The sequence below is a fragment of the Helicobacter pylori oki112 genome (assembly GCF_000600085.1).
In the GTDB taxonomy this organism is placed as follows: Bacteria; Campylobacterota; Campylobacteria; order Campylobacterales; family Helicobacteraceae; genus Helicobacter; species Helicobacter pylori_CY.
The window spans coordinates 685394-712229 of sequence record NZ_CP006821.1 but is presented as its reverse complement, the minus strand read 5'-3'; the positions used below and the strand labels follow the sequence as shown (position 1 = coordinate 712229).

The window sequence follows — 26836 nt, the reverse complement described above, 5'->3', positions numbered from 1 at the left end:
TTGAAATTTTTCAAAAACCCCTAAAAATATTTTTTATGATTGTGGGAAAATTACCGCGCACGCTATAGCGAGCAGTTTCATTTGGATTTAATGGATAGCTTGAGCCATTATGGATCCGTTAGGGGGTTGAATTTAAATGGCGTTTGCTCTATGATGAATATTCCTGGTAAATTTGATGTGAGCGGGGATTTGGTGCATGCGATTTATTACAACCCACAATTAAGCCAAAAGGAGAAAAAAGGCATTATTGATAGCTATTGCCAAAGCGATGCGCTTAACACTTACTGGCTTTTTTTAAAATACGAAGTGTTAAAAGGCGCTTTAAATAAGGAGCAATACCTTGGATTATTGAGCGATTTTTTAGAAAAATTCCCTAAAGAAAAATCCTATTCAAGCGTTTTTATTAACGCTTTAGAGAAAGAGATTAGGGAGTTTGCTTAAAACTCTATAACTCCCTATTAAACTCCTATTGAAACCTTATTGGATAATCAAAACTAAAATATAGGTATTTATACCAACAAGATAGACTATAGCTTAAAATCTAATAATGATAGTTTTAAACCAATTTGTATTGAATGTAAATAATATTTTTGTGAAAAAAATAAACGGATCGCACTCAATCTAAAACAAAACCTAAAACAAAATCAAACCTGTTAGGGTGTCAATCACCTAAAAGTGATACTATGGATTAACAAATCAACTTAAAGGTAAAGACATGAATGAAGTGGTTGTAGTGGCGGCAAAACGAAGCGCAGTGGGGAGTTTTTTAGGCTCTCTAAAGAGCGTGGGTGCTAGAGAAATGGGCGCTGTCGTGCTTAAAGACGCTTTGAAGGCGAGCGGTCTTAAGCCTAGCGATGTGGATTCTGTCATTTTAGGCAATGTTTTATCCGCTGGTTTGGGTCAAAATATCGCCAGACAGATCCAACTGGACGCTGGCATACCGAATGATAGGAACGCTTTTAGCGTCAATATGGTTTGTGGATCGTCTATGAAAGCCATTCAATTAGCGCATGACAGCATCATGCTTGGGCGCGATGAGGTGGTGGTGTGCGGTGGCGTGGAGAATATGAGTGCAGCCCCCTATTTGTCGTTTGACATGCGAGATGGGAAAAGAATGGGGAATGCGAACATGATAGATTCCATGATCCATGACGGATTATGGGATGCGTTCAATGATTACCACATGGGGATCACCGCTGATAATGTCGCTCAAGCATACCACATCAGCCGAGAAGAGCAAGATGCTTTCGCGCTCCAATCGCAACGCAAAGCAAGAGTCGCCATTAATGCAGGGAAATTCCAAGAAGAGATCACGCCCATTGAAATAGCGAATAAAAAAGGCGTGGTTGTTTTTAAAGAAGACGAATACCCTAGAGAAACGACGCTAGAATCCCTTGCAAAGCTCAAACCCGCTTTCAAAAAAGACGGATCGGTAACGGCAGGAAATTCATCAGGGATCAATGATGGCGCGAGTATTATCATTTTATGCAGTGCTCAAAAAGCGCAAAAATTGGGCTTAAGAACAATGGCGGCTATCAAGGGGTTTGGTTTGGGTGGTTGCAGTCCGGATATAATGGGGATATGCCCTAGCATCGCTATTAAAAACAATCTTAAAAATGTCAAAATGAATCTCAATGACATCAATCTTTTTGAACTCAATGAAGCTTTCGCCGCGCAAAGCATAGCCGTATTAAAAGAGCTTGAATTAAACCCTAATATCGTGAATGTGAATGGAGGCGCGATAGCTATTGGCCACCCTATTGGTGCAAGCGGCGCTAGGATTTTAGTAACTTTATTGCATGAAATGAAAAGAAGCGCTCATAGCGTGGGTTGCGCGTCATTGTGTGTGGGTGGCGGACAAGGGCTATCAGTAGTAGTGGAACAAAAATAAGGAGAATGAGATGAACAAGGTTATAACCGATTTAGACAAAGCATTGAGCGGGTTAAAAGACGGGGACACTATTTTAGTGGGCGGTTTTGGGCTGTGCGGGATACCCGAATACGCCATTGATTACATTTATAAGAAAGGCATCAAGGATTTGATTGTCGTGAGCAATAATTGCGGCGTTGATGATTTTGGGCTTGGCATTCTTTTAGAAAAAAAGCAGATTAAAAAGATTATCGCTTCCTATGTGGGGGAGAATAAGATTTTTGAATCGCAAATGCTGAACGGAGAAATTGAAGTCGTTTTGACACCACAAGGCACGCTGGCTGAAAACTTGCGCGCTGGAGGGGCTGGGATACCCGCTTACTACACCCCAACCGGAGTTGGGACTCTGATCGCTCAAGGCAAGGAATCAAGGGAGTTTAACGGCAAGGAGTATATTTTAGAAAGAGCGATAACGGGCGATTACGGGCTTATCAAAGCCTATAAAAGCGACACTCTTGGGAACTTGGTGTTTAGAAAAACGGCTAGAAACTTTAATCCCTTGTGCGCGATGGCGGCAAAAATATGCGTCGCTGAAGTGGAAGAAATTGTCCCGGCCGGGGAATTAGACCCAGATGAAATACACTTGCCAGGAATCTATGTGCAACACATCTATAAGGGCGAGAAATTTGAAAAACGGATAGAAAAAATCACAACAAGGAGCGCGAAATGAGAGAGGCTATCATTAAAAGAGCGGCAAAGGAATTGAAAGAGGGCATGTATGTGAATTTAGGGATAGGCTTGCCCACGCTTGTGGCTAATGAAGTGAGCGGGATGAATATTGTTTTCCAAAGCGAGAACGGGCTATTAGGGATTGGCGCTTACCCTTTAGAGGGGGGCGTTGATGCGGATCTCATTAATGCAGGCAAGGAAACCGTGACCGTGGTGCCGGGCGCTTCGTTTTTCAACAGCGCGGATTCGTTTGCGATGATTCGTGGGGGGCATATTGATTTAGCGATTTTAGGAGGGATGGAAGTCTCACAAAATGGGGATTTGGCTAATTGGATGATCCCTAAAAAGCTCATAAAAGGCATGGGAGGGGCTATGGATCTGGTGCATGGCGCTAAAAAAGTGATTGTCATCATGGAGCATTGCAACAAATACGGGGAGTCTAAAGTGAAAAAAGAATGCTCATTGCCCTTAACAGGAAAAGGCGTGGTGCATCAATTGATAACGGATTTAGCGGTGTTTGAGTTTTCCAATAATGCCATGAAGTTAGTGGAATTGCAAGAAGGTGTCAGCCTTGATCAAGTGAAAGAAAAAACAGAAGCTGAATTTGAAGTGCGCTTATAGCTTATAAAAGGGGTGTTGATGTTTTTATTAAGGCATTTGACTTCAGCATGCGTGTTTTTGGCGTCTAAATGTTTGCCGGACTCTTTTGTCTTGGTCGCTCTTTTATCGTTTATCGTGTTTGTTCTTGTTTATGGTTTGACAGGGCAAGACGCTTTTTCTGTCATTTCTAGTTGGGGGAATGGCACTTGGACGCTTTTAGGTTTTTCTATGCAAATGGCTCTTATTTTGGTGTTGGGTCAGGCTCTGGCTAGCGCTAAATTAGTCCAAAAACTTTTAAAATATCTAGCGTCTTTACCTAAAGGGTATTATACGGCTTTATGGTTGGTTACCTTTTTGTCATTAATCGCTAATTGGATCAACTGGGGTTTTGGCTTAGTGATCAGTGCGATTTTTGCAAAAGAGATCGCCAAAAATGTTAAAGGGGTGGATTACAGGCTGCTTATTGCTAGCGCTTATTCGGGTTTTGTCATCTGGCATGGGGGCTTATCAGGCTCTATCCCTTTAAGCGTTGCCACCCAAAATGAAAATCTATCCAAAATAAGCGCTGGGGTGATTGAAAAAGCTATTCCCATCAGTCAGACGATTTTTTCTGCATATAATTTAATCATCATAGGGATCATTCTTGTAGGGTTACCCTTTTTAATGGCAATAATCCACCCTAAAAAGGAAGAAATCATTGGGATTGATGCAAAGCTTTTAAAAGACGAATACAAGGAAACAGAACTCATTGATCACCAACAAGACAAAACGATCGCGCATTTTTTGGAAAACAGCGCTTTGCTTTCTTATCTTTTGGTTTTTTTGGGTTTTGGGTATCTTGGTATTTATTTTTTTAAAGGAGGAGGGCTTAGTTTAAATATTGTCAATACGATTTTCCTTTTTTTAGGGATTTTGCTCCATAAAACCCCTTTAGCTTATGTGAAAGCGATCAATTATTCCGCTAGGAGCGTGGCTGGGATTTTATTGCAATTCCCTTTTTATGCTGGGATTATGGGAATGATGGCAAGCCATAGCGTGGGGGGTCATTCTTTAGCGCAAATGCTTTCTTTAGCCTTCACGCACATCGCTAATGAAAAAACTTTCGCGCTCATGACTTTTTTGAGCGCAGGGATTGTCAATATTTTCATCCCCTCTGGCGGAGGGCAATGGGCGATTCAAGCTCCTATCATGCTCCCTGCAGGGCAAAGCTTGGGGGTGGATCCGGGCGTGGTTTCTATGGCTATCGCTTGGGGAGACGCTTGGACGAATATGATACAGCCTTTTTGGGCTTTGCCCGCTTTAGCCATTGCAGGTTTGGGCGCTAAAGATATTATGGGCTATTGCGTTTTGACTTTAATTTTTGTAGGCTTAGTCGTGTGTGGGGTGTTTTATTTTTTAGTGTGAGTTTTTTATGCCTAAAACCACGCTCTTTTCAATGGGGTAGAATTTCTCTTTTACCCTTTAAACGCTCTTGCAATTAAGCCTTATTTCGTTACAATAACCCCATAATAACCTAAGAGGAAGTGTTTTGTTTTTCAAATTCATTTTATGTTTATTATTAGGAACGTTTGCATGGGCAAAAGAGGATATTCTTACCCCATTAACGCCCTCTAAACGCTATTCTATCAATTTGATGACTGAAAATGATGGTTATATCAACCCTTACATTGATGAGTATTATACCGCAGGCAACCAAATAGGCTTTTCTACTAAAGAGTTTGATTTTTCTAAAAATAAAGCGATGAAATGGACTTCGTATTTAGGGTTTTTCAATAAAAGCCCTAGGGTTACTCGTTTTGGCATTTCTCTCGCCCAAGACATGTATACCCCTTCACTTGAAAACAGAAAACTGGTGCATTTGCATGACAACCACCCTTATGGAGGGTATTTGAGGGTGAATTTGAATGTGTATAACCGCCATCAAACTTTTATGGAGTTATTCACGCTTTCTTTAGGCGCAACAGGGCAAGATTCTTTGGCCGCTCAAACGCAGCGTCTCATTCATAAATGGGGTCATGACCCCCAATTTTATGGCTGGAACACGCAGCTCAAAAACGAATTTATCTTTGAATTGCACTACCAATTGCTCAAAAAAGTCCCCCTTTTAAAGACTCGTTTTTTTTCTATGGAGTTAATGCCTGGGTTTAATGTGGAATTGGGTAATGCGAGGGATTATTTCCAACTCGGCTCGCTCTTTAGGGCTGGGTATAACCTAGACGCTGATTATGGGGTCAATAAGGTCAATACCGCTTTTGATGGAGGCATGCCTTATAGCGATAAATTTTCCGTCTATTTTTTTGTAGGGGCTTTTGGGCGCTTCCAACCCCTTAACATCTTCATTCAAGGCAATAGCCCTGAAACTAGGGGCATTGCTAATTTGGAATACTTTGTTTATGCCAGTGAAATAGGAGCGGCTATGATGTGGCGCAGCTTTAGGGTGGCTTTTACGATTACCGATATTAGTAAAACCTTTCAATCCCAGCCTAAACACCACCAAATCGGCACTTTAGAATTGAATTTTGCCTTTTGATTTAATAATAGGTTTAATATTTTTTATCCCTATATGATATTTTTTTGAATGAACTTATTACTATTATTCACTTCACACACTAAATTTTCACTGATTGGCTTAAAAAAAAAAAAAAAACGATTTCCATTTTAAAATCTGTCCTATAATTCAAACAGGTTACCTTGATAGGTTACCTTGAACAACACTTTAATACTAAGGAGTCTAAAAAATGAAAGACGCAAGAGTTCAGGTGATGGGTATTGATGCCGGCGGCACCATGACGGACACATTTTTTGTGAAAGAAAATGGCAGTTTCGTAGTTGGTAAAGCCCAAAGCAACCCAGAAGATGAGAGCTTAGCTATTTACAATAGCTCACAAGACGCTTTATCGCACTGGAAATCAGATGTGAATAAGGTTTATCCAGAGTTGGTCACTTGCGTGTACTCAGGCACGGCGATGCTCAATCGGGTTGTCCAAAGGCGTGGGATGGAAGTGGGCCTAATTTGCAATAAGGGTTTTGAACAAATGCATTCTATGGGCAGGGCGTTGCAATCCTACTTGGGGTATGCACTAGAAGAAAGATTGCACATCAACACGCACAAGTATGATGATCCGCTGATTCCTTTAAAAAGGATTAGAGGCGTTACAGAAAGAACCGATGTCAAGGGGCAAGTGGTTATCCCAGTGCGCCAAGAAGAGGTTAAAGTTGCTGTTAAGGAGCTTTTAGAAGCAGGTGCAAAGGCCATTGTGATTTGCTTGTTGCAATCTCATAAAAACGCTGAAAGCGAGCGGATCGTTAGAGATATAGCGTTAAAAGAGATTGAAAAGTTGGGTAAAAATATTCCCGTATTCGCTTCGGTGGATTACTACCCTCAAAGAAAAGAAAGCCACAGAATGAACACCACTATCTTAGAAGCTTATGCGGCTGAGCCAAGCAGACAAACTCTCTCTAAAGTCAGCAACCGCTTCAAAGAGCATGGCGCTAAATTCGATCTTCGTGTGATGGCAACGCATGGAGGCACCATTAGCTGGAAAGCTAAGGAGCTCGCTAGGACTATTGTGAGCGGCCCTATTGGAGGCGTGATCGGATCTAAATTGCTAGGCGAAACGCTTGGTTATGACAATATTGCATGCAGCGATATTGGTGGCACGAGCTTTGATATGGCGCTTATCGTTAAGAGCAATTTCAACATCGCTTCTGACCCTGATATGGCGCGCCTTGTTTTATCTCTACCGCTTGTGGCTATGGATTCCGTTGGTGCAGGTGCTGGGAGTTTTGTGCGCATTGATCCGCACAGCCGATCTGTCAAACTAGGGCCTGACAGTGCGGGGTATAGAGTTGGCACTTGTTGGAAAGACAGCGGATTAGACACGGTTTCAGTAACCGATTGCCATATTGTTTTAGGCTATTTGAACCCGGATAATTTCTTAGGCGGTTTGATTAAATTAGATGTGGATAGGGCTAAAAAACACATTAAAGAGCAAATCGCTGATCCGCTAGGCATTAGCGTAGAAGATGCAGCTGCTGGCGTGATTGAGCTACTTGATTTGGAGCTTAAAGAATACTTGCGATCCAACATTAGCGCTAAAGGGTATAGCCCATCTGATTTTGTGTGCTTTTCGTATGGTGGCGCGGGGCCTGTGCATACCTATGGCTATACAGAAGGTTTAGGGTTTAAGGATGTGGTAGTGCCTGCATGGGCGGCTGGATTTAGTGCTTTTGGTTGCGCTTGCGCTGATTTTGAATACAGATACGACAAGAGCGTGGATATTGCCATTCCGCAGTATTCTTCAGACAAGTCAAAAGTAGAAGCATGCAAAATCATTCAAGACGCATGGGATGAATTGACTCTCAAAGTGATTGAAGAGTTCAAGATCAATGGCTTTTCTCAAAAAGATGTGATCTTAAGACCTGGATACAGGATGCAGTATATGGGGCAATTGAATGACTTAGAGATCACTTCTCCTGTGTTAAAAGCTACAAGCGTGGCTGATTGGGAAGAGATTGTCAAAGAATATGAAAAAACCTACGCTCGTGTTTATTCTGAATCAGCGTGTTCTCCAGAGCTTGGTTTTAGCGTGACCGGTGTGATCATGCGTGGTGTTGTGGCTACGCAAAAACCTGTGATTCCGGTTGAAAAAGAGCATGGCGCTACGCCCCCAAAAGAAGCCAAAATAGGCGTTAGAAAATTCTATCGGCATAAAAAATGGGTGGATGCAGATGTGTGGCAAATGGAAAAATTATTGCCTGGAAATGAAGTCATAGGGCCTGCGATCGTGGAATCAGATGCGACCACTTTCGTGATACCCAAAGGCTTTGCGACAAAACTAGACAAACACCGATTGTTCCACTTGAAAGAAATTAAATAAAGGAGTTCAAAATGGCAAATTTATTGAAAAACGGCAAAACTTTAAAACAAGCTAGAGATGAAATTCTAGCCAGGACAGAAAAAACAGGGCATTATAATGGTCTCAAAAAACTAGAGTTTAAAGAAAGAGATCCGATCGGTTATGAGAAGATGTTCTCTAAACTAAGGGGCGGTATCGTGCATGCTAGAGAAACAGCTAAAAGGATTGCGGCTAGCCCTATTGTTGAGCAAGAGGGTGAGTTGTGCTTCACGCTTTATAACGCTGTGGGCGATAGCGTGCTGACTTCTACGGGTATCATTATCCATGTAGGCACTATGGGATCAGCTATCAAATACATGGTAGAGAATAATTGGGAAGATAACCCCGGTATCAATGACAAGGATATTTTCACCAATAACGACTGCGCGATTGGGAATGTGCACCCATGCGATATTATGACTCTTGTGCCTATTTTTCACGATGAAAAATTGATTGGGTGGGTAGGTGGCGTTACGCATGTGATTGATACCGGTTCGGTTACTCCAGGATCGATGAGCACTGGACAGGTTCAAAGATTTGGGGATGGATACATGATCACTTGCCGTAAAACAGGAGCGAACGATGAAAGCTTTAAAGATTGGTTGCATGAATCTCAAAGATCGGTTCGCACGCCTAAATATTGGATTTTGGATGAAAGGACTAGGATTGCAGGGTGCCATATGATTAGGGATTTAGTGATGGAAGTCATTAAAGAAGACGGCATTGATTCTTACATGCGATTTATTGATGAGGTGATTGAAGAAGGGAGGAGAGGCCTTATCTCTAGGATCAAATCCATGACCATACCAGGCAAGTATAGAAAGGTAGCGTTTGTGGATGTGCCTTATGCACATAAAGATATTGGCGTGTGCTCTGAATTTGCTAAGCTAGACACGATCATGCACTCTCCTGTGGAAATCACTATCAATAAAGACGCTACATGGAAATTGGATTTTGATGGTGCGTCTAGGTGGGGATGGCACTCTTTCAATTGCAACCAAGTGTCTTTCACTAGCGGTATTTGGGTGATGATGACTCAAACGCTGATACCCACTTCTCGCATCAACGATGGTGCTTATTTTGCGACTCAATTCAGACTCAAAAAAGGGACTTGGATGAATCCAGATGACAGGCGCACCGGGCATGCTTATGCGTGGCATTTCTTGGTATCAGGCTGGAGCGCTTTGTGGAGAGGCTTGTCTCAAGCGTATTACAGCCGAGGGTATTTAGAAGAGGTCAATTCTGGGAACGCTAACACTTCCAATTGGTTGCAAGGCGGTGGTATCAACCAGGATGGAGAAATCCATGCGGTGAATAGCTTTGAGACGAGTTCTTGTGGGACTGGGGCTTGTGCGATAAAGGACGGCTTGAATCACGCAGCAGCTATTTGGAACCCAGAAGGCGATATGGGCGATGTTGAAATTTGGGAAATGGCAGAGCCTCTTCTTTATCTAGGCAGGAATGTCAAAGCCAATACCGGTGGGTATGGGAAATATCGAGGCGGTAACGGGTTTGAAACCTTAAGAATGGTGTGGGGTGCGCATGATTGGACCATGTTCTTTATGGGTAATGGTTACATGAATAGCGATTGGGGTATGATGGGGGGCTATCCAGCGGCTAGTGGTTATAGGTTTGAAGCGCACAACACCGATTTAAAAAACAGGATTAAAAATAACGCCAGCTTGCCTTTGGGGGGCGATTTTAACCCAACGGATAGAGATTATGAAAAGCACATTTCTCATGCGTCTCAAGTCAAAAGGGATAAGCAATGCATCACCACCGAGAACTGCTTTGACAATTATGACTTGTATTTGAATTACATCAAAGGCGGTCCTGGATTTGGCGATCCGATTGAAAGGGATTTGAACGCGATTTTAGAAGACTTAAACAGCAAACAGCTATTGCCAGAATACGCTTACAAGGTTTATGGTGCGATTGTGAGCCAGAATAAAGACGGCATTTGGGTAGGAGATGAAGCCAAAACGAAAGCCAGAAGAAAAGAAATTCTTGAAAACAGAAAGGCTAGATCCATACCGGTAAAACAATGGATGGAGCAAGAAAGGAACGCTATTCTTGAAAAAGAGGCTTCCAAACAGGTTAAGCACATGTATGCGACTAGCTTTGATCTCTCGCCCAAGTTTTTAAACGATTTTAAAACATTTTGGAACTTGCCAAAGAGCTGGAGCGTGAAAGAAGATGAGCTTGGCGTATTCACCTATGGATCTAAATACAGGATGGATTTGAGCAAATTGCCTGATGTGCGCACAGTTCTGTTGGTTGATGAGAAATAAAGAAAGGAGAATGGTCATGTCAAAATACACACAAGAACAAATTAAAAATTTGGTAGAGGGGAACTTGGATTGGAACACTGTCTTAAAAATGCTGAGCATGCCTAAAGATCATGAAAGGTTCCAAATGTATCTGAAGGTGTTGCAAGATAAGGTAGATTTTGATGACAAAATCGTCTTACCCTTGGGACCGCATTTATTTGTGGTGCAAGATGCTCAAAAGAAGTGGGTGATTAAGTGTTCATGCGGTCATGCGTTTTGCGCTCCAGAGGAGAACTGGAAATTGCATGCAAACATCTATGTGCGCGATACAGCAGAAAAAATGGAAGAGGTGTATCCTAAACTCTTAGCCAGTGATACTCACTGGCAAGTGTATCGGGAGTATATTTGCCCGGATTGCGGCATCCTTTTAGATGTTGAAGCCCCAACTCCTTGGTATCCTGTGATCCATGATTTTGAGCCTGATATAGAGGCGTTTTATAAAGATTGGCTAGGCATACAGCCCCCAGAAAGACGCTAAGATTGCTCAATCCTTTTTATGAAGAGGCTTTATGCCTCTTGGTGCTAAAAGCTTTGGTTAATTCAACTCAAGCGAATTTTTCTTCAATCCTAACAAATTCAGCCACAAATTAGGACTTTTTCAAAATTTTAAGCTCTTTTTCTTTTTTTTTGATTTAATACTAGGTATAATTTTAATTCCACCTAACAAGGAAAAGCTATGAAAGTAACACAAGGCATTGCTAACGACTTTTTTGCCCTAACAAACACGATATTTTCTGTCCTTGTACACCAGCGAAACCACACTTGGGAAGAAGAAAATTGTGGAAAATTACTGCAAGATATTGTCAATATCTCTAAAAATAAGAAAATGTATTTTATGAGTTCTATCACTATGCTTTCAATAAAATAAAGGGTGTTTTTGACTAAAAAATTCATGTCTTGGATGGTGGTTATTGGGGCTTTAATTTGCGTGCTTTTAGGGGTGTTTATCTTCTTTACTAGCATGTCGGTTAAAAAATCTTTAACCGCTTATCTTAACGCTTATTTGGATCAACGCCCCCATATTAAGGGCATGGAGATTGTAGGTGCTCCTTTTGAATGCGAAGGGTTTTTTAAAATTGCATGCGTTTCTAAAGAGCTGAGTTTTTTAGACTCTCAAAACTCCCCTATTGTAGATTTTAAAAATTTGAGTATTAAGCTCCATTCTTTAGATAAAAGCTCTCTCACTCTTTCTGTCCATTCTCAAATCAAATCCCCTATTTTAGAACAAGATATTCAGCAAAAAATCAGCCAAATCCCCCTAAAAGATTTGAATACCTTATTAGAAAAAATGAAACCCACGCGCTTGAATTGCTCTTTAAAATTCAACGCTTTAGATGAAAAAACCTTAAACGACAATTTAAAATGCGATTTGACTAATGCAGAGAATATTCTTGCTTACACTTTTTTTCAAGAGGGTTTAATGGAGGCGCAAGAAAATCTCTCCCTTAAAAATATTTTTAAAACCTTGAGTTCTAAAGACGCTAAAGCCATAGAAGAGCTGCAAGACAAACTGCGTTTTTCAACGCCAAAGTTGGGCGTTTCTATCCAAGCGCGCCATCTTAAAAATGTTTTAGAATCCTTTTACCACCAACATAAAGAGAGTTTGGGCTTTTTTTTCCCTTATTTTAGCTTGCGTTCTCAAACCCCTAGCGTCTCTTATGAAAGCGCGTTAGCTTCTTTAGAAAACTATTTTATAGCCTTGTTCCAATCCCGTTTTAAAGACAATACAGTGCTCCAACAAGATTTTAAAGGATTGTTGCAAGCTTTTGTTTCTATGGCTAAAGACAAACGATCCCAGATCACTCTTAACGCCCAAGCTAAAGACAACGCCAAGCTGACTTTTAACGCCTTGTTGGATAGCCTTAGCGTGAATTTCTTTCAATCTTACCAAATAAGCCATGAGTGATTTCAAAGTCCCGCCCAAAGCTAAAGGGTTTAAACGCCTTTTTAAAGCCCTTTTTTATTCTAAAGACGGGCTTAAATGTGCATGGGCTGAAGAGAGTGCGTTCAGGCAAATTATTATCTTGGCTCTTTTTTGTATCGCTCTAGCGAGCTATCTAGCTAAAGATTTTTTAGAATGGGGGCTATTGATTGCGCCTTGTTTTTTATCGGTGGTGGTTGAACTAATTAATAGCTCTATTGAAAAGGCTGTGGATTTTACCAGCACAGAGTTCCACCCTTTAGCCAAAAAGGCTAAAGACATGGCCAGTGCAGCCCAACTGATAGGGCTTATTTTTTGGGCTTTTGTTTGGGGGCGTTATCTTTTAACGCTTTATTTTAATTAAATTTTAGGGAGACACATGCAAGATAATTCAGTCCAAGATAATTCAGTCAATGAAACAAAAAATATTGTAGAAGTGGGGATTGATTCTTCTATTGAAGAGAGCTATTTAGCCTATTCCATGAGCGTGATCATAGGGCGTGCTTTACCGGACGCTAGAGATGGCTTAAAGCCTGTGCATAGGCGTATTTTGTATGCGATGCATGAATTAGGCCTTACTTCCAAAGTCGCTTATAAAAAAAGCGCTAGGATCGTGGGTGATGTGATCGGTAAATACCACCCCCATGGCGATAACGCGGTTTATGATGCGCTAGTGAGAATGGCGCAAGATTTTTCTATGCGTTTGGAATTAGTGGATGGGCAGGGCAACTTTGGCTCTATTGATGGCGATAACGCTGCAGCGATGCGTTACACTGAAGCCAGAATGACTAAGGCGAGTGAAGAAATTTTAAGGGATATTGATAAAGACACCATTGATTTTGTGCCTAATTACGATGACACCTTAAAAGAACCAGATATTTTACCAAGCCGTCTGCCTAACCTTTTAGTCAATGGGGCTAATGGGATCGCTGTAGGGATGGCGACTTCTATCCCCCCTCACAGAATTGATGAAATCATAGACGCTTTAGCGCATGTCTTAGAAAACCCTAACGCTGAATTAGATGAAATTTTGGAATTTGTCAAAGGGCCTGACTTTCCCACTGGTGGGATCATTTATGGCAAGGCGGGCATTATTGAAGCCTATAAAACGGGGCGAGGGCGCGTGAAAGTGCGGGCCAAAGTGCATGTGGAAAAGACGAAAAATAAAGAAATCATCGTTTTAGATGAAATGCCTTTTCAAACCAATAAAGCCAAATTAGTGGAACAAATCAGCGATTTAGCGCGAGAAAAACAAATTGAAGGCATTAGCGAAGTGCGCGATGAAAGCGATAGAGAGGGCATTAGAGTGGTGATTGAATTAAAAAGAGATGCGATGAGTGAAATTGTCTTAAACCACCTTTACAAACTCACCACCATGGAGACCACTTTTAGCATCATTTTACTCGCTATTTACAATAAAGAGCCTAAGATTTTCACGCTTTTAGAGTTGTTGCGCCTTTTCTTAAACCACAGAAAAACCATTATTATAAGACGCACGATTTTTGAATTGGAAAAGGCTAAGGCTAGAGCGCATATTTTAGAGGGCTATTTGATCGCATTAGACAATATTGATGAAATCGTGCAGCTCATTAAAACAAGCCAAAGCCCAGAAACGGCTAAAAACGCCTTAATGGAGCGTTTCACTTTGAGCGAAATCCAAAGCAAAGCCATTTTAGAAATGCGTTTGCAACGCTTAACAGGCCTTGAAAGAGATAAAATCAAAGAAGAATACCAAAACTTGTTAGAGCTTATTGATGATCTCAATGGCATTTTAAAGAGCGAAGAACGCTTGAATGGAGTCGTCAAAACAGAGCTTTTAGAAGTCAAAGAGCAATTTTCTTCTCCAAGGCGCACTGAAATTCAAGAATCTTATGAAAATATTGACATAGAAGATTTGATCGCTAATGAGCCTATGGTGGTGAGCATGAGCTATAAAGGCTATGTGAAAAGAGTGGATTTAAAAGCTTATGAAAAGCAAAATCGTGGCGGTAAGGGCAAGCTTTCAGGCAGCACTTATGAAGACGACTTCATTGAAAACTTTTTTGTGGCTAACACGCATGATATTTTGCTCTTTATCACCAATAAGGGGCAATTGTATCATCTAAAAGTCTATAAAATCCCAGAAGCGAGCCGGATCGCTATGGGTAAAGCTATTGTGAATTTAATCTCGCTCGCTCCTGATGAAAAGATCATGGCAACCTTAAGCACCAAAGACTTTAGCGATGAACGCTCTTTAGCCTTCTTCACGAAAAATGGTGTGGTGAAGCGCACCAATTTGAGCGAATTTGGGAGCAACAGGAGTTGTGGTGTCAGAGCGATTGTTTTAGATGAAGGCGATGAATTAGTGAGTGCAAAAGTTGTGGATAAAAACGCTAAGCATTTGCTCATCGCATCGCATTTGGGTATTTTCATTAAATTCCCTTTAGAAGATGTGCGCGAGATGGGAAGAAATGCTCGTGGGGTTATAGGGATTAGGCTGAATGAAAACGATTTTGTTGTCGGTGCGGTCGTTATTAGCGATGATGGCAACAAGCTTTTGAGCGTGAGCGAAAACGGGCTTGGCAAGCAAACTTTAGCCGAAGCGTATAGAGAGCAATCTCGTGGAGGTAAGGGGATCATTGGCATGAAGCTCACTCAAAAAACCGGCAATCTAGTGGGCGTTATCAGCGTAGATGATGAGAACCTAGATTTGATGATCCTTACTGCAAGCGCAAAAATGATCAGAGTTTCTATTAAAGATATTAGAGAAACCGGAAGAAACGCTAGTGGGGTAAAGCTCATAAACACCGCCGATAAAGTCATGTATGTCAATTCTTGCCCTAAAGAAGAAGAGCCAGAAAATTTAGAAAACCCTCCTGCACAATTATTTGAGTGATGCGTTTCTTTTCATTCTTTTATTTTTTATTGTATTTTTTAGGGGTTTCTTTGCATGCTCTAAACCCCCTAGAAAATCAAGAATTTTTAATTTCGTATCGCTTGAAAATCGTTGATTCCAGAGTGATGGGCGAAGAGTATTCTGTTTCTAAACCTATCGTTAGCCGCATCAAAACAGCCCCCTATGTTTTAGACTATCGTTGCTCCATCATCACTCGTAACTTACCCAATTTGAAAGACCCCTTGCTCCAAATAAAGTTAGAACGCTTCCTTTTAGAAATAGCGTTAAAAAAAGAAAAAGAGCGAGTCATAGACTGCATTTTAAAAAGCCAAGTCGCTATCACGCATTATGATCATAGCTATAAAAACGGCACCACTACCACAAGCATTCTTGACCTCAAAGCCTTAAGCGTTAGAGCGAGTTTAGTGGGAGATGCGCTGTTTTTAGATATTTTTAGAAAGGAAGAAGAATGAAAATCGCCATTGTAGAAGATGATATTAACATGCGTAAAAGTCTGGAGCTTTTTTTTGAGCTTCAAGACGATTTAGAGATTGTGAGTTTTAAAAACCCTAAAGACGCTTTAGCCAAACTTGATGAAAGCTTTGATTTAGTCATCACGGATATTAACATGCCCCATATGGACGGCTTAGAATTTTTACGCCTTTTAGAGGGCAAGTATGAATCCATTGTGATTACCGGTAATGCGACCTTGAATAAAGCCATTGATTCCATTCGTTTGGGCGTGAAAGACTTTTTCCAAAAGCCTTTTAAACCAGAATTGCTTTTAGAGTCTATCTATCGCACCAAAAAAGTTTTAGAATTTCAAAAAAAACACCCTTTAGAAAAACCTTTAAAAAAACCACACAAACACAGCTTTTTAGCCACTTCAAAAGCTTTAGAAGAGAGCAAACGGCAGGCCTTAAAAGTCGCAAGCACGGACGCTAATGTCATGCTATTAGGCGAAAGCGGGGTGGGTAAGGAAGTTTTTGCTCATTTCATCCACCAGCATTCGCAACGCTCCAAGCACCCTTTTATCGCAATCAACATGTCCGCTATCCCAGAGCATTTATTAGAAAGCGAGCTTTTTGGGTATCAAAAAGGGGCGTTCACGGACGCCACAGCGCCTAAAATGGGGCTTTTTGAAAGCGCTAATAAAGGCACGATCTTTTTAGATGAAATCGCTGAAATGCCCTTTCAATTGCAAAGCAAACTTTTAAGAGTGGTTCAAGAAAAAGAAATCACGCGTCTTGGGGATAATAAGAGCGTTAAAATTGATGTTCGTTTTATTTCCGCTACCAACGCTAACATGAAAGAAAAAATCGCTGCGAAAGAATTTAGAGAAGATTTATTTTTCCGCTTGCAAATCGTGCCTATAACTATCGCGCCTTTAAGAGAGAGGGTTGAAGAGATTTTACCCATTGCTGAAATCAAGCTTAAAGAAGTGTGCGATGCGTATCATTTGGGGTCAAAATCTTTTTCAAAAAACGCCGCAAAACACCTTTTAGAATACTCTTGGCATGGGAATGTGCGAGAGCTTTTAGGCGTCGTGGAAAGAGCGGCGATTTTAAGCGAAGGAGCAGAAATCCAAGAAAAAGATTTGTTTTTGGAAAGGTAGTTTGTAAAACTTCTTTATAATTTATCCGCAACCAGATAAGTTTAATAGGTTTTAGTGATCACGCTATAATTTCATGGAGTTATTAAAAAAAGCATTTATCAGAAACGCTTAATTTGGGATTTTTGCTTAAAAGGGATTTAAAGATTGGGGTTCAATTAATGGGGAGTTTTTATGTTAGCGAATGATTTTATGGTTAAAAAATTAAAAAACAAGGAGTTGCATGGTTTGTTGTGTAACAAATTGAGTAAAAGAGTGGATAGATTTGGCTATAGAGCGATTGGTGTTGGAGTGGATAAAGAAACTAACGGAGTTATTGTTCAGTTGAATAAGGAAACGATTGTTAGATTGAATGGCAAAACCGCTTTAGCAAATGATGATGATTTCATGGCGGGTATTTTTGATGAATTTAATGAATTAAAGGCTAATAAAGAACCGCAGAAACCTAACGCAATCTATTATGGGTATGGTAGCTCTTATAAAATCATTGATGTTCTTAACGATAAGGATGGTGATTTTATCAGTTGCAGATTGCTTATCGTTAAGGAATTAGGGGTTGATGAGTGTTTAGGGTTTTATGTTCCCCCTATGATTGATAATAACAACACCACTCTTGCTGATTTGCTTGAAAATAGCGAGCCTGCAATATATTATGAAACCAATTCTGCAAATATCAGGCGTTTTTTGGACAAAGGGCCTTACAACATTGAGTGGTTGATGAGAAAGTATTTGGGGGTTGGGTTTAGGAGTTGCAAGGTAGAGCGGATACGAGGAACGGAATTTGCGATCAAGTTCCGCTATAAAAAGTGGGGGTCTATGATTGATAGAGAAGTTAAAATGCAATTCCCCAAATATCTTAAAGACTCAAAGAGAGAAGCCAGTTAAAATAACAAGCAGGGTGTTTTACGAGTTGCTGAAGGGGTCTTTGTTTGGCAACCTTCTCGGCAAAGATCCCATTCAAGCGATTATAATGCGGAAAGAAAACAATAATAAATAAAATCTTGTTGGGTTTTAATTAGTTTTTTAAATTAAAAGTCATTTTTTAACCCCTAATACCGTACTACAAAAATTATCATGCAATTAAAATCAAGCTCTTTACTATTGATTATAAAAAATGTTTTTTAGCATTTTTTATAATTTATGATTAACACTTAATGTAATAAAGCCGTTTCTGTAATGATTAGAGGGTGTCAGCTTGGTCTCTATTTTCATTAATATTTTCTCATTTTTCAAACTCTCATGCGATGGATTTTAAAGGCATGGCTTCTTTGCTAACTCTTGCATGATCAAGTGGCTATTATTGCCGCTAACCTTCCCCAATGCAAGCTATTCCAATTCCAAAGCTAAAAATTTTCCCGTATAGCTTTGGGTTTTTTCGCAATTTTTTGCCACCTCTAAAGGCGTGCCGCTCGCAATGACTTTCCCGCCCTTATCCCCCCCATCAGGCCCCATGTCTATAATGTAGTCAGCGTTTTTGATAATGTCTAAATTATGCTCAATCACTAGCATGGAATTGCCTAACACCACTAAAGAGTGCAAAACCTGTAAAAGGTGATTCACGTCTTCAAAATGCAAACCGGTAGTAGGCTCATCTAAAATATAAAGGGTTTTGCCTGTGTCTTTTTTACTCAATTCTTTAGCCAATTTGATCCTTTGAGCCTCCCCCCCGCTTAAAGTCGTAGCGTTTTGCCCTAAAGTGATATAGCCTAAGCCCACATCTATAAGCGTTTTTAACTTCACGGCGATTTTAGGGAATTTAGCAAAAAATTCATAAGCCTCTTCCACGCTCATGTTCAACACATCGGCAATGGATTTGCCTTTCACCTTGATTTCTAAAGTTTGGGGGTTGTATTTAGCGCCCTTACAGCTATCGCATTGGACTAACACATCAGGCAAAAAGTGCATTTCTATTTTAATGTCCCCATCGCCTTGGCATTTCTCGCACCGCCCCCCTTTAACATTAAAGCTAAAACGGCTCGCACTATAGCCTAAAATTTTAGCTTCTTTTTGCTCGGCAAATAAAATCCTGATTTCATCCATCACTCCCGTGTAAGTGGCAGGGTTGCTTCGTGGGGTTTTGCCTATGGGGGCTTGGTCTAAATAAATCACTTTATCCAAATGCTCCAACCCTACAATCTCCACCCCATTCAAGCTTTGAGTTTTTTTAGCGTGGTTTAAAAGGGTTTGAGCGGTGGGTAAAAGGGTTTGTAAAATCAGCGAGCTTTTACCGCTCCCGCTCACCCCAGTAATGCACACCAATTGTTTTAAGGGGATTTGAACGCTCAAATTCTTAATGTTATTGATATTGACATTTTTAATTTCTAAAAAATGCTTTTCTTTAGGGGGTTCAAATTTAGGACGCTCAATCTTTTTAGTGCCGTTGAGATACAAGGCGGTAGAATGGTTATTTTGCAATAATTCTTTCACGCTCCCGCTAAAAACCACTTCACCCCCATGCCTTCCAGCCTTTGGCCCAATATCCACAACAAAATCCGCATGCTTAATCGTCTCTTTGTCATGTTCTACGACAATGAGCGTGTTCCCCTTTTTTTGTAAATTCCTAAGGGTGTTGATGAGTTTGAGCGTGTCCTTTTCATGCAAGCCAATGCTAGGCTCGTCTAAAACATACAAAACCCCTGTCAAGCCACTCCCGATTTGACTAGCGATTCGTATCCTTTGGCTCTCCCCTCCGCTAATCGTTCGTGCATCCCTCCCTAAAGTCAAATACCCCAACCCCACATCGTATAAAAAAAACACCCTTTCTAAAATCTCTTTTAAAATGGGTTCAGCGATCTTTTTTTCTTGCTCGTTAAGATAGCTAAAATGCGTGGGATCATTAAAAAAGTGATAGACTTCTTCAATGGGCTTAGTTAAAAAATCCGCCATTTTCAAGCCAGCGACTTGAACGCTCAAACTGGAAGCTTTCAAACGATGCCCCTTGCATGAAGAACAGGTTTTTTCGCTCATGTAATCGCTCAAATCCTTTTGCTCTTTAAACATGTCATAAGCGATTTGAATGATGCCTTTCCAAGGGCGTTTTAAAGAGCTGTTTTTAAAATGAAAGCTGATTTCAGTGCCATTCCCATATAAAAGAGCGTCTTGCTGCTCTTTATTCAATTCGTTAAAACAAAGTGCGGTGTCAATGCCATTATACTCGCAAAAGCCTTCAAACATTTGAGCGTAATAACTGCGGTTATACCCAAAAATCACTTTAATCGCTCCTTGATTTAAAGGCGTGTTAGGATCTAAAATCTTACTAATATCTAAGCTAAATTTTGTCCCCAAACCCAAACAGCTCTCGCACGCCCCTTTAGGCGAATTGAATGAAAAACTCAAAGGCTCTAATTCTTCAAAACTCATCTTACACTTAAAACATGCCTTATGCTCGCTGTAATGCTTTCTTATGCTTGGCGCGTTGTCTTGCAAGATTTCCACTTCTAATTCTCCATAGCTTTCTTTAAGGGCTTTTTCTATTGCGCTAGCGATCCGTGAAGAATTTTCGCTATTGATAACCACTCTATCCACCACCGCTTCAATGGTGTGTTTTTTGGTTTTGTGCAAATGGATTTCTTCATCTAAACGCACCATCACCCCATCAACAAAAGCCCTCACATACCCCTTTAAACGCAAGCTCTCTAATTTATCGTTAAACGAACCTTTTTTATCTTTAATAATGGGGGTTAGAATAATGATTTTAGAATTTTCTTCTAAATGACAGATTTGAGAAATAATATCGCTCGCGCTCATAGAACTAATAGGCTCTAAACATGTGGGGCAAAATTGCTCCCCAACCCTTGCAAACAACAACCTTAAATAATCATAAATCTCAGTGATCGTCCCCACAGTGGATCTAGGGTTTTTAGAAGTGGTTTTTTGATCAATAGCAATCGCAGGGGTTAGGCCTTCAATCTTATCCACATTAGGCTTACCCACTTTGTCTAAAAATTGCCTAGCATAGCTAGACAAACTCTCTAAATAGCGCCTTTGGCCTTCAGCGTATAAAGTGTCAAACGCTAAAGTGGATTTACCCGAACCGCTTAATCCGGTAAAAACAACAAATTGGTTTTTAGGGATTTCTAAAAAAATATTTTTGAGATTATTTTCCCTAGCCCCTTGAATAATGATCTTATCCATAATGGTTTTATGTTGCAAGAGTTTCCTTAAAATAAGAAAATGGATTAAAAGGAGCTATTATACTTCAAAAAAGAATGGTTTTATTATCATTTCTTATTCATAAGAGTTAAAAATATTTGCTTGATTAAGGATAAACATGCTATTATTTTATGAGACAATTTTAAAGATAGGAATGTAAAGGAATGGAATTTATGAAAAAGTTTGTAGCTTTAGGGCTTCTATCCGCAGTTTTAAGCTCTTCGTTGTTAGCCGAAGGTGATGGTGTTTATATAGGGACTAATTATCAGCTTGGACAAGCCCGTTTGAATAGTAATATTTATAACACAGGGGATTGCACAGGGAGTGTTGTAGGTTGCCCCCCAGGTCTTACCGCTAATAAGTATAATCCAGGACATACCAATATCAATTGGCATGCTAAATACGCTAATGGGGCTTTGAATGGTTTTGGGTTGAATGTGGGTTATAAGAAGTTTTTCCAATTCAAGTCTTTTGATATGACAAGCAAGTGGTTTGGTTTTAGAGTGTATGGGCTTTTTGATTATGGGCATGCCACTTTAGGTAAGCAAGTTTATGCACCTAATAAAATCCAGTTGGATATGGTTTCTTGGGGTGTGGGGAGCGATTTGTTAGCTGATATTATTGATAACGATAACGCTTCTTTTGGTGTTTTTGGTGGGGTCGCTATCGGCGGTAACACTTGGAAAAGCTCAGCGGCAAACTATTGGAAAGAGCAAATCATTGAAGCTAAAGGTCCTGATGTTTGTACCCCCACTTATTGTAACCCTAACGCTCCTTATAGCACCAAAACTTCAACCGTCGCCTTTCAAGTATGGTTGAATTTTGGGGTGAGAGCCAATATCTACAAGCATAATGGCGTAGAGTTTGGCGTGAGAGTACCCCTACTCATCAACAAGTTTTTGAGTGCGGGTCCTAATGCTACTAATCTTTATTACCATTTGAAACGGGATTATTCGCTTTATTTAGGGTATAACTACACTTTTTAAACCCTTTAAAAGGGTGTCTTTAAGCCCTTTTTAGTCTTTATAAAAGGGATTTTAGTTTGGGTTTTTGCATCTTAAAAAGCTAAGATTGATTATAAAGAAACTTTTGAGCGTAACCAACAAAACCAACACCATTGAGTGAGCATTTGGAAAATTCATCTAGGGGTTTTAAGGGGATTGTTTGCAAGAAATAGAGAGTTTGCACCAAAGCGTTTTGTTGCAAGAAGTTTTGCAAGCGTTCACGCCTTTAGAAGAAGGGGTTTTGATTGATTGCACTTTAGGGTTAGGGGGGCATTCTAAAGCCCTTCTATCCCAAAAACCACACCTAAAACTCATTGGCATTGATAAGGATAAGTTCGCTCAAGAAATCGCTAAAGAACGATTGAAAGCCTTTGAAGGGCGTTATAATCTCTTAAGCGGAGGTTTTGCCAAACGCTTTAAAGAAGCCTTAGAAATTCATGGCGATCGAATCAAGGGGGTTTTAGTGGATTTAGGGGTGAGCTCCTTACAGCTTGATGATGATAACAGAGGGTTTAATTTCCACTCGCACGCTTTGGATATGCGCATGGATTTAGAGAGCGATTTAAACGCTCAAAAAGTCATCAACTCTTATTCTGTAGTGGCGTTAGAAAAAATCTTTAAAGACTATGGCGAAATCAAAGAATACAAAAAAATCGCCCATAAAATTGCAGAAAGGCGTGCTAAAAAACCCTTCAAAGACGCTAAGGATTTGAGCGAGTTTTTAAGCTCTTTTTCTAAAAATAAAAAAATCCATCCAGCGACTTTGGTGTTTCAAGCCGTTCGCATAGAAGTCAATAGCGAATTAGAAGAATTAAAAGAATTTTTACAATGCACTAGAAACCTTAAGGGAGCGATTTTGTGCGTGATTTCTTTTCATTCTTTAGAAGACGCGTTAGTGAAAAACGCTTTCAAAGATTACGCTAAAAATTGCATTTGCGATCCTTCAAGTTTCAAATGCGCTTGCTCTAACAATCACGCTTTAGGCGCAATTTTAACCAAAAAGCCCATCACTCCAAGCCCAGAAGAAATTAAAAACAACAGGCGTTCACGAAGCGCTAAAATGAGGGTTTTTCAATTCAAGCCATGAGTAAGTCATATGAGTAAGCCATGAATATCAAAACCCATTCTTCAAATGAAAAAGAACGCTTTGTACGCATAGAAGAGGACGAAAAGAAAGAATTATTCGCTGGAACTGCAAATGAAAATTCGCACGGCCTTTCTTTAATGGCTTTAATAGGGGTGTTGGTTTTTGGGGGCGCGTTTTTAGCCTTATTAGCGCCTAAAATCTATTTAAGCAATAATATTTATTATATTAGCCGTAAAATCAACACCCTAGAAGATCAAAAACGCCTGCTTTTAGAAGAACAACAAATCCTAAAAAACGAATTAGAAAAAGAGCGTTTTAAATACTATAATAGAAAATAGTGAAAATATTGGCGATATTGCATTTTAAAAAACCCCCTATCTTAAGAGAGCCTAATTAATGCTTTATTTCAATACGAAATGTAAAGCCCTTTTAAACCTTAATGTTTAGAAAAAACCCCCTTAAATGGTATAATAAAGGGGCTAAAAGCCCATAAAAGTTAATCAAGGAGTAACCATGAGAAAAACGATTTCAGCGTTGTTTTTATCAGCGTGCATAGGATTATCGTCTGTTTATGCAGATAACGCTTTGATTTTACAAACGGATTTTAGCCTAAAAGATGGGGCTGTCTCGGCGATGAAAGGCGTCGCTTTCAGCGTTAATTCCAATCTTAAAATCTTTGATTTAACGCATGAAATCCCTCCGTATAACATCTGGGAGGGTGCTTACCGCTTGTATCAGACCGCTAGTTATTGGCCAAAAGGTTCGGTCTTTGTGAGCGTGGTTGATCCGGGCGTAGGCACTAAGCGTAAATCGGTGGTATTGAAAACTAAAAACGGCCAGTATTTTGTTTCGCCGGATAACGGCACGCTGACTTTGGTGGTGCAAACTTTGGGGATTGATAGCGTGCGTGAAATTGATGAAAAAGCTAACCGCTTGAAAGGTTCTGAAAAATCCTATACTTTCCATGGCCGTGATGTGTATGCTTACACCGGTGCGCGCTTGGCTTCTGGGGCGATCACATTCGAGCAGGTTGGGCCAGAGCTTCCCCCAAAAGTCGTTGAAATTCCTTACCAAAAAGCGAAAGCCACAAAAGGGGAGGTGAAGGGTAATATCCCGATTTTGGATATCCAATATGGCAATGTTTGGAGCAATATCAGCGATAAACTACTCAATCAAGCAAAAATCAAACTCAATGACACGCTGTGTGTAACGATTTTTAAAGGTTCTAAGAAACAATACGAAGGGAAAATGCCGTATGTTGCGAGCTTTGGCGATGTTTTAGAAGGCCAGCCGTTGGTCTATCTAAACAGCTTGTTGAATGTTTCTGTGGCGCTGAATAGGGATAATTTCGCGCAAAAATATCAAATTAAATCCGGTGCTGACTGGAATATTGATATAAAAAAGTGCGCTAAGTAAAGCGCTTTTTAGAAAAATTAAGGGAGATTAAAGGTTTTAACTATCAAACTTTCATTAACACAGCTCAATTAACGCTAAATAAACCCCAAAACAAGTGCTTGTTGTTAAAATTTTGTTTCAATACGAAACACTAATCCCTTGTAAAAGCTTTAAATTCCAAAAAATAAACAAACAATCCCCTTAAATGGTATAATAAAGACACTATAAACTAAAAAGAGATAACTATGAGAAAACTATTCATCCCACTTTTATTATTCAGTGCTTTAGAAGCGAACCAAAAAAATGGATTTTTCATAGAAGCCGGGTTTGAAACCGGGCTGTTAGAAGGCACGCAAACGCAAGAAAAAAGACACACCACCACAAAAAACACTTACACGACTTACAATTATTTACCCACAGACACGATTTTAAAAAGAGCGGCTAATTTATTCACCAATGCCGAAGCGATTTCAAAATTAAAATTCTCATCTTTATCCCCTGTTAGAGTGTTGTATATGTATAATGGTCAATTAACTATAGAAAATTTCTTGCCTTATAATTTAAATAATGTTAAGCTTAGTTTCACAGACGCTCAAGGCAATGTGATCGATCTGGGCGTGATAGAGACTATCCCCAAACACTCTAAGATTGTTTTACCTGGGGAGGCGTTTGATAGTCTAAAAATTGACCCTTATACTTTATTTCTTCCAAAAATTGAAGCCACTAGCACTTCTGTTTCTGACGCTAACACGCAAAGGGTGTTTGAAACGCTCAATAAGATTAAGACAAATTTAATCGTAAATTACAGGAATGAAAACAAATTTAAAGATCACGAAAACCATTGGGAAGCCTTTACCCCACAAACCGCAGAAGAATTCACTAATTTGATGTTGAACATGATCGCTGTCTTAGACTCTCAATCTTGGGGCGATGCGATTTTAAACGCTCCTTTTGAATTCACTAATAAAGGCGGAGGAGGGGAATGCGATACCAACAAAGAGAATGATTGCGTAAATCCTGGGACAAACGGGCTTGTCAATTCTCAAAATAAAAGTTATGTGTTAAACAAACAAGACATTGTCAATAAATTTAGAAACAAAGCGGATCTTGATGTCGTTATTCTAAAGGATTCAGGGGTTGTAGGGCTTGGGAGTGATATTACCCCCAGCAACAATGATGATGGCAAGCATTATGGTCAGTTAGGGGTAGTGGCTTCTGCTTTAGATCCTAAAAAACTCTTTGGCAACAACCTTAAGACTATCAATTTAGAGGATTTAAGAACCATCTTGCATGAATTCAGCCACACTAAAGGCTACACCCATAACGGGAACATGACCTATCAAAGAGTGCCAACCGGTCAAAACGAAAACGGCAAGCCAAAAGATTCTGATGGCCTCCCCTATAATGTGTGCTCTCGCTTCAATGGTTCAGGTCAGCCCGCTTTCCCTAGCAACTACCCTAATTCCATCTACCACAATTGCGCGGATGTCCCAGCTGGCTTTTTGGGGGTAACAGCAGCGGTCTGGCAGCAGCTTATTAATCAAAACGCTTTACCGATCAACTACGCTAACTTGGGGAGTCAAACAAACTACAACCTAAACGCCAGTTTGAACACGCAAGATTTAGCCAATTCCATGCTTAGCACCATTCAAAAAACCTTTGTCACTTCTAGCGTTACTAACCACTATTCTTCAAGCACTTCGCAAAGTTTTAGAAGCCCTATTTTAGGGGTTAACGCTAAAATAGGCTATCAAAACTACTTTAATGATTTCATAGGGTTAGCTTATTATGGCATCATCAAATACAATTACGCTAAAGCTATTAACCAAAAAGTCCAGCAATTGAGCTATGGTGGGGGGATAGATTTGTTGTTGGATTTCATCACCACTTACTCCAATAAAAATAACCCTACAGACATTCAAACCAAAAGGAATTTTTCATCATCTTTTGGTATCTTTGGGGGGTTAAGGGGCTTGTATAACAGCTATTATGTGTTAAATAAAGTCAAAGGAAGCGGCAATTTAGATGTGGCTACTGGATTGAACTACCGCTATAAGCATTCTAAATATTCTGTAGGGATTAGCATTCCTTTAATCCAAAGAAAAGCTAGCGTCGTTTCTAGCGGTGGCGATTATACGAACTCTTTTGTTTTCAATGAAGGGGCTAGCCATTTTAAGGTGTTTTTTAATTACGGGTGGGTGTTTTAGAGTATAAAATCCATTAAGCGCGAAATCCATTGATAGAAATAATATTTTTTTAAATAAAAGCCTTATTTTTGTCTTTTTTTCGTATAATAAAATTTAGGTTAGTATTGGTAGTGGTGCGTTAAGGTTTTTCAATCTTGCGTGATCCAATCAGTATTT

General features: G+C 40.0%; 19 protein-coding genes and 3 pseudogenes. 21 read left to right on the top strand and 1 reads right to left on the bottom strand.

Translation table 11 applies throughout. The features are described 5' to 3' along the window. Window positions 1-42: 42 nt before the first annotated feature. From HPOKI112_RS03455 to HPOKI112_RS03380, 16 genes and pseudogenes are all read left to right on the top strand, one after another. Window positions 43-441: pseudogene (locus HPOKI112_RS03455) on the top strand (3'-5' exonuclease); the annotation flags it as partial. A 274-nt stretch (window positions 442-715) separates the two neighbouring features. Then, on the top strand, window positions 716-1891 hold the full coding sequence (locus HPOKI112_RS03450; RefSeq protein WP_025309767.1) for an acetyl-CoA C-acetyltransferase: 1176 nt from the start codon (window positions 716-718) through the stop codon (window positions 1889-1891). Window positions 1892-1901: 10 nt separating this feature from the next. After that, on the top strand, window positions 1902-2600 hold the full coding sequence (locus HPOKI112_RS03445; protein ID WP_001045174.1) for a CoA transferase subunit A: 699 nt from the start codon (window positions 1902-1904) through the stop codon (window positions 2598-2600). Continuing rightward, complete coding sequence (locus HPOKI112_RS03440) at window positions 2597-3220, top strand: 3-oxoacid CoA-transferase subunit B (protein WP_021177114.1); 624 nt, start codon at window positions 2597-2599, stop codon at window positions 3218-3220. Before HPOKI112_RS03445 ends, HPOKI112_RS03440 begins: the two co-directional genes overlap by 4 nt. Window positions 3221-3238: 18 nt before the next feature. Then, on the top strand, window positions 3239-4603 hold the full coding sequence (locus HPOKI112_RS03435) for a TIGR00366 family protein (RefSeq protein ID WP_025309766.1): 1365 nt from the start codon (window positions 3239-3241) through the stop codon (window positions 4601-4603). Window positions 4604-4727: 124 nt separating this feature from the next. After that, the gene (locus HPOKI112_RS03430) at window positions 4728-5729 is read left to right on the top strand and encodes a lipid A deacylase LpxR family protein (RefSeq protein WP_025309765.1); all 1002 of its coding nucleotides are present in this window, start codon (window positions 4728-4730) and stop codon (window positions 5727-5729) included. 208 nt (window positions 5730-5937) lie between these two features. Next, window positions 5938-8079 carry a hydantoinase/oxoprolinase family protein gene (locus tag HPOKI112_RS03425; RefSeq protein WP_025309764.1) on the top strand — a complete coding sequence of 714 codons (2142 nt, stop codon included), beginning with the start codon at window positions 5938-5940 and terminating at the stop codon, window positions 8077-8079. Window positions 8080-8090: 11 nt separating this feature from the next. Further along, the gene (locus HPOKI112_RS03420; RefSeq protein WP_025275922.1) at window positions 8091-10388 is read left to right on the top strand and encodes a hydantoinase B/oxoprolinase family protein; all 2298 of its coding nucleotides are present in this window, start codon (window positions 8091-8093) and stop codon (window positions 10386-10388) included. A 16-nt stretch (window positions 10389-10404) separates the two neighbouring features. After that, the gene (locus HPOKI112_RS03415; RefSeq protein WP_025275921.1) at window positions 10405-10905 is read left to right on the top strand and encodes an acetone carboxylase subunit gamma; all 501 of its coding nucleotides are present in this window, start codon (window positions 10405-10407) and stop codon (window positions 10903-10905) included. A gap of 198 nt (window positions 10906-11103) precedes the next feature. Then, window positions 11104-11295, top strand: a complete 192-nt coding sequence (locus HPOKI112_RS03410) for a hypothetical protein (protein WP_025275920.1) — start codon at window positions 11104-11106, stop codon at window positions 11293-11295. 9 nt (window positions 11296-11304) lie between these two features. Next, the gene (locus HPOKI112_RS03405; protein WP_025309763.1) at window positions 11305-12333 is read left to right on the top strand and encodes a hypothetical protein; all 1029 of its coding nucleotides are present in this window, start codon (window positions 11305-11307) and stop codon (window positions 12331-12333) included. Further along, a complete protein-coding gene (locus HPOKI112_RS03400; protein ID WP_025275918.1) occupies window positions 12326-12712 on the top strand; it encodes a diacylglycerol kinase in 387 nt (128 codons plus the stop codon). Before HPOKI112_RS03405 ends, HPOKI112_RS03400 begins: the two co-directional genes overlap by 8 nt. A 15-nt stretch (window positions 12713-12727) precedes the next feature. Beyond that, a complete protein-coding gene (gene gyrA, locus HPOKI112_RS03395; RefSeq protein WP_025275917.1) occupies window positions 12728-15223 on the top strand; it encodes a DNA topoisomerase (ATP-hydrolyzing) subunit A in 2496 nt (831 codons plus the stop codon). Next, window positions 15223-15696 carry a hypothetical protein gene (locus HPOKI112_RS03390; protein ID WP_025275916.1) on the top strand — a complete coding sequence of 158 codons (474 nt, stop codon included), beginning with the start codon at window positions 15223-15225 and terminating at the stop codon, window positions 15694-15696. Before gyrA ends, HPOKI112_RS03390 begins: the two co-directional genes overlap by 1 nt. Next, window positions 15693-16838, top strand: a complete 1146-nt coding sequence (flgR, locus tag HPOKI112_RS03385) for a transcriptional activator FlgR (RefSeq protein WP_025309762.1) — start codon at window positions 15693-15695, stop codon at window positions 16836-16838. Before HPOKI112_RS03390 ends, flgR begins: the two co-directional genes overlap by 4 nt. A 171-nt stretch (window positions 16839-17009) precedes the next feature. Further along, a pseudogene (locus tag HPOKI112_RS03380) lies at window positions 17010-17832 on the top strand (hypothetical protein). 329 nt (window positions 17833-18161) lie between these two features. Here the strand turns inward: HPOKI112_RS03380 and uvrA are convergent. After that, entirely contained in the window at window positions 18162-20987 is a 2826-nt protein-coding gene (gene uvrA, locus HPOKI112_RS03375; protein ID WP_025276857.1) for an excinuclease ABC subunit UvrA, read from the bottom strand. Window positions 20988-21151: 164 nt separating this feature from the next. On the opposite strand from uvrA, the gene hopE reads away from it, so the two are divergent. From hopE to HPOKI112_RS03350, 5 genes and pseudogenes are all read left to right on the top strand, one after another. Further along, the gene (gene hopE / locus HPOKI112_RS03370; RefSeq protein ID WP_000395397.1) at window positions 21152-21973 is read left to right on the top strand and encodes a Hop family outer membrane protein HopE; all 822 of its coding nucleotides are present in this window, start codon (window positions 21152-21154) and stop codon (window positions 21971-21973) included. A 178-nt stretch (window positions 21974-22151) separates the two neighbouring features. Further along, entirely contained in the window at window positions 22152-23078 is a 927-nt protein-coding gene (gene rsmH / locus HPOKI112_RS03365) for a 16S rRNA (cytosine(1402)-N(4))-methyltransferase RsmH (protein ID WP_025275912.1), read from the top strand. A gap of 20 nt (window positions 23079-23098) precedes the next feature. Beyond that, window positions 23099-23444 (top strand): annotated as a pseudogene (locus HPOKI112_RS03360) (hypothetical protein). Window positions 23445-23591: 147 nt separating this feature from the next. After that, entirely contained in the window at window positions 23592-24494 is a 903-nt protein-coding gene (locus tag HPOKI112_RS03355; RefSeq protein WP_025275911.1) for an SAM hydrolase/SAM-dependent halogenase family protein, read from the top strand. Between the two features lie 224 nt (window positions 24495-24718). Further along, a complete protein-coding gene (locus HPOKI112_RS03350) occupies window positions 24719-26680 on the top strand; it encodes a porin family protein (RefSeq protein WP_025275910.1) in 1962 nt (653 codons plus the stop codon). The last annotated feature ends 156 nt before the right edge of the window (window positions 26681-26836 follow it).

Bases quoted from the DNA above. Each gene is read 5' to 3' on its own strand.
- HPOKI112_RS03390 (WP_025275916.1), top strand. From the start codon at position 15,223: ATGCGTTTCTTTTCATTCTTTTATTTTTTATTGTATTTTTTAGGGGTT.
- HPOKI112_RS03440 (WP_021177114.1), top strand. From the start codon at position 2,597: ATGAGAGAGGCTATCATTAAAAGAGCGGCAAAGGAATTGAAAGAGGGC.
- HPOKI112_RS03415 (WP_025275921.1), top strand. From the start codon at position 10,405: ATGTCAAAATACACACAAGAACAAATTAAAAATTTGGTAGAGGGGAAC.
- HPOKI112_RS03410 (WP_025275920.1), top strand. From the start codon at position 11,104: ATGAAAGTAACACAAGGCATTGCTAACGACTTTTTTGCCCTAACAAAC.
- HPOKI112_RS03445 (WP_001045174.1), top strand. From the start codon at position 1,902: ATGAACAAGGTTATAACCGATTTAGACAAAGCATTGAGCGGGTTAAAA.
- HPOKI112_RS03425 (WP_025309764.1), top strand. From the start codon at position 5,938: ATGAAAGACGCAAGAGTTCAGGTGATGGGTATTGATGCCGGCGGCACC.
- HPOKI112_RS03435 (WP_025309766.1), top strand. From the start codon at position 3,239: ATGTTTTTATTAAGGCATTTGACTTCAGCATGCGTGTTTTTGGCGTCT.
- gyrA (WP_025275917.1), top strand. From the start codon at position 12,728: ATGCAAGATAATTCAGTCCAAGATAATTCAGTCAATGAAACAAAAAAT.
- flgR (WP_025309762.1), top strand. From the start codon at position 15,693: ATGAAAATCGCCATTGTAGAAGATGATATTAACATGCGTAAAAGTCTG.
- HPOKI112_RS03420 (WP_025275922.1), top strand. From the start codon at position 8,091: ATGGCAAATTTATTGAAAAACGGCAAAACTTTAAAACAAGCTAGAGAT.
- HPOKI112_RS03450 (WP_025309767.1), top strand. From the start codon at position 716: ATGAATGAAGTGGTTGTAGTGGCGGCAAAACGAAGCGCAGTGGGGAGT.
- hopE (WP_000395397.1), top strand. From the start codon at position 21,152: ATGGAATTTATGAAAAAGTTTGTAGCTTTAGGGCTTCTATCCGCAGTT.
- HPOKI112_RS03400 (WP_025275918.1), top strand. From the start codon at position 12,326: ATGAGTGATTTCAAAGTCCCGCCCAAAGCTAAAGGGTTTAAACGCCTT.
- HPOKI112_RS03355 (WP_025275911.1), top strand. From the start codon at position 23,592: ATGAGAAAAACGATTTCAGCGTTGTTTTTATCAGCGTGCATAGGATTA.
- HPOKI112_RS03350 (WP_025275910.1), top strand. From the start codon at position 24,719: ATGAGAAAACTATTCATCCCACTTTTATTATTCAGTGCTTTAGAAGCG.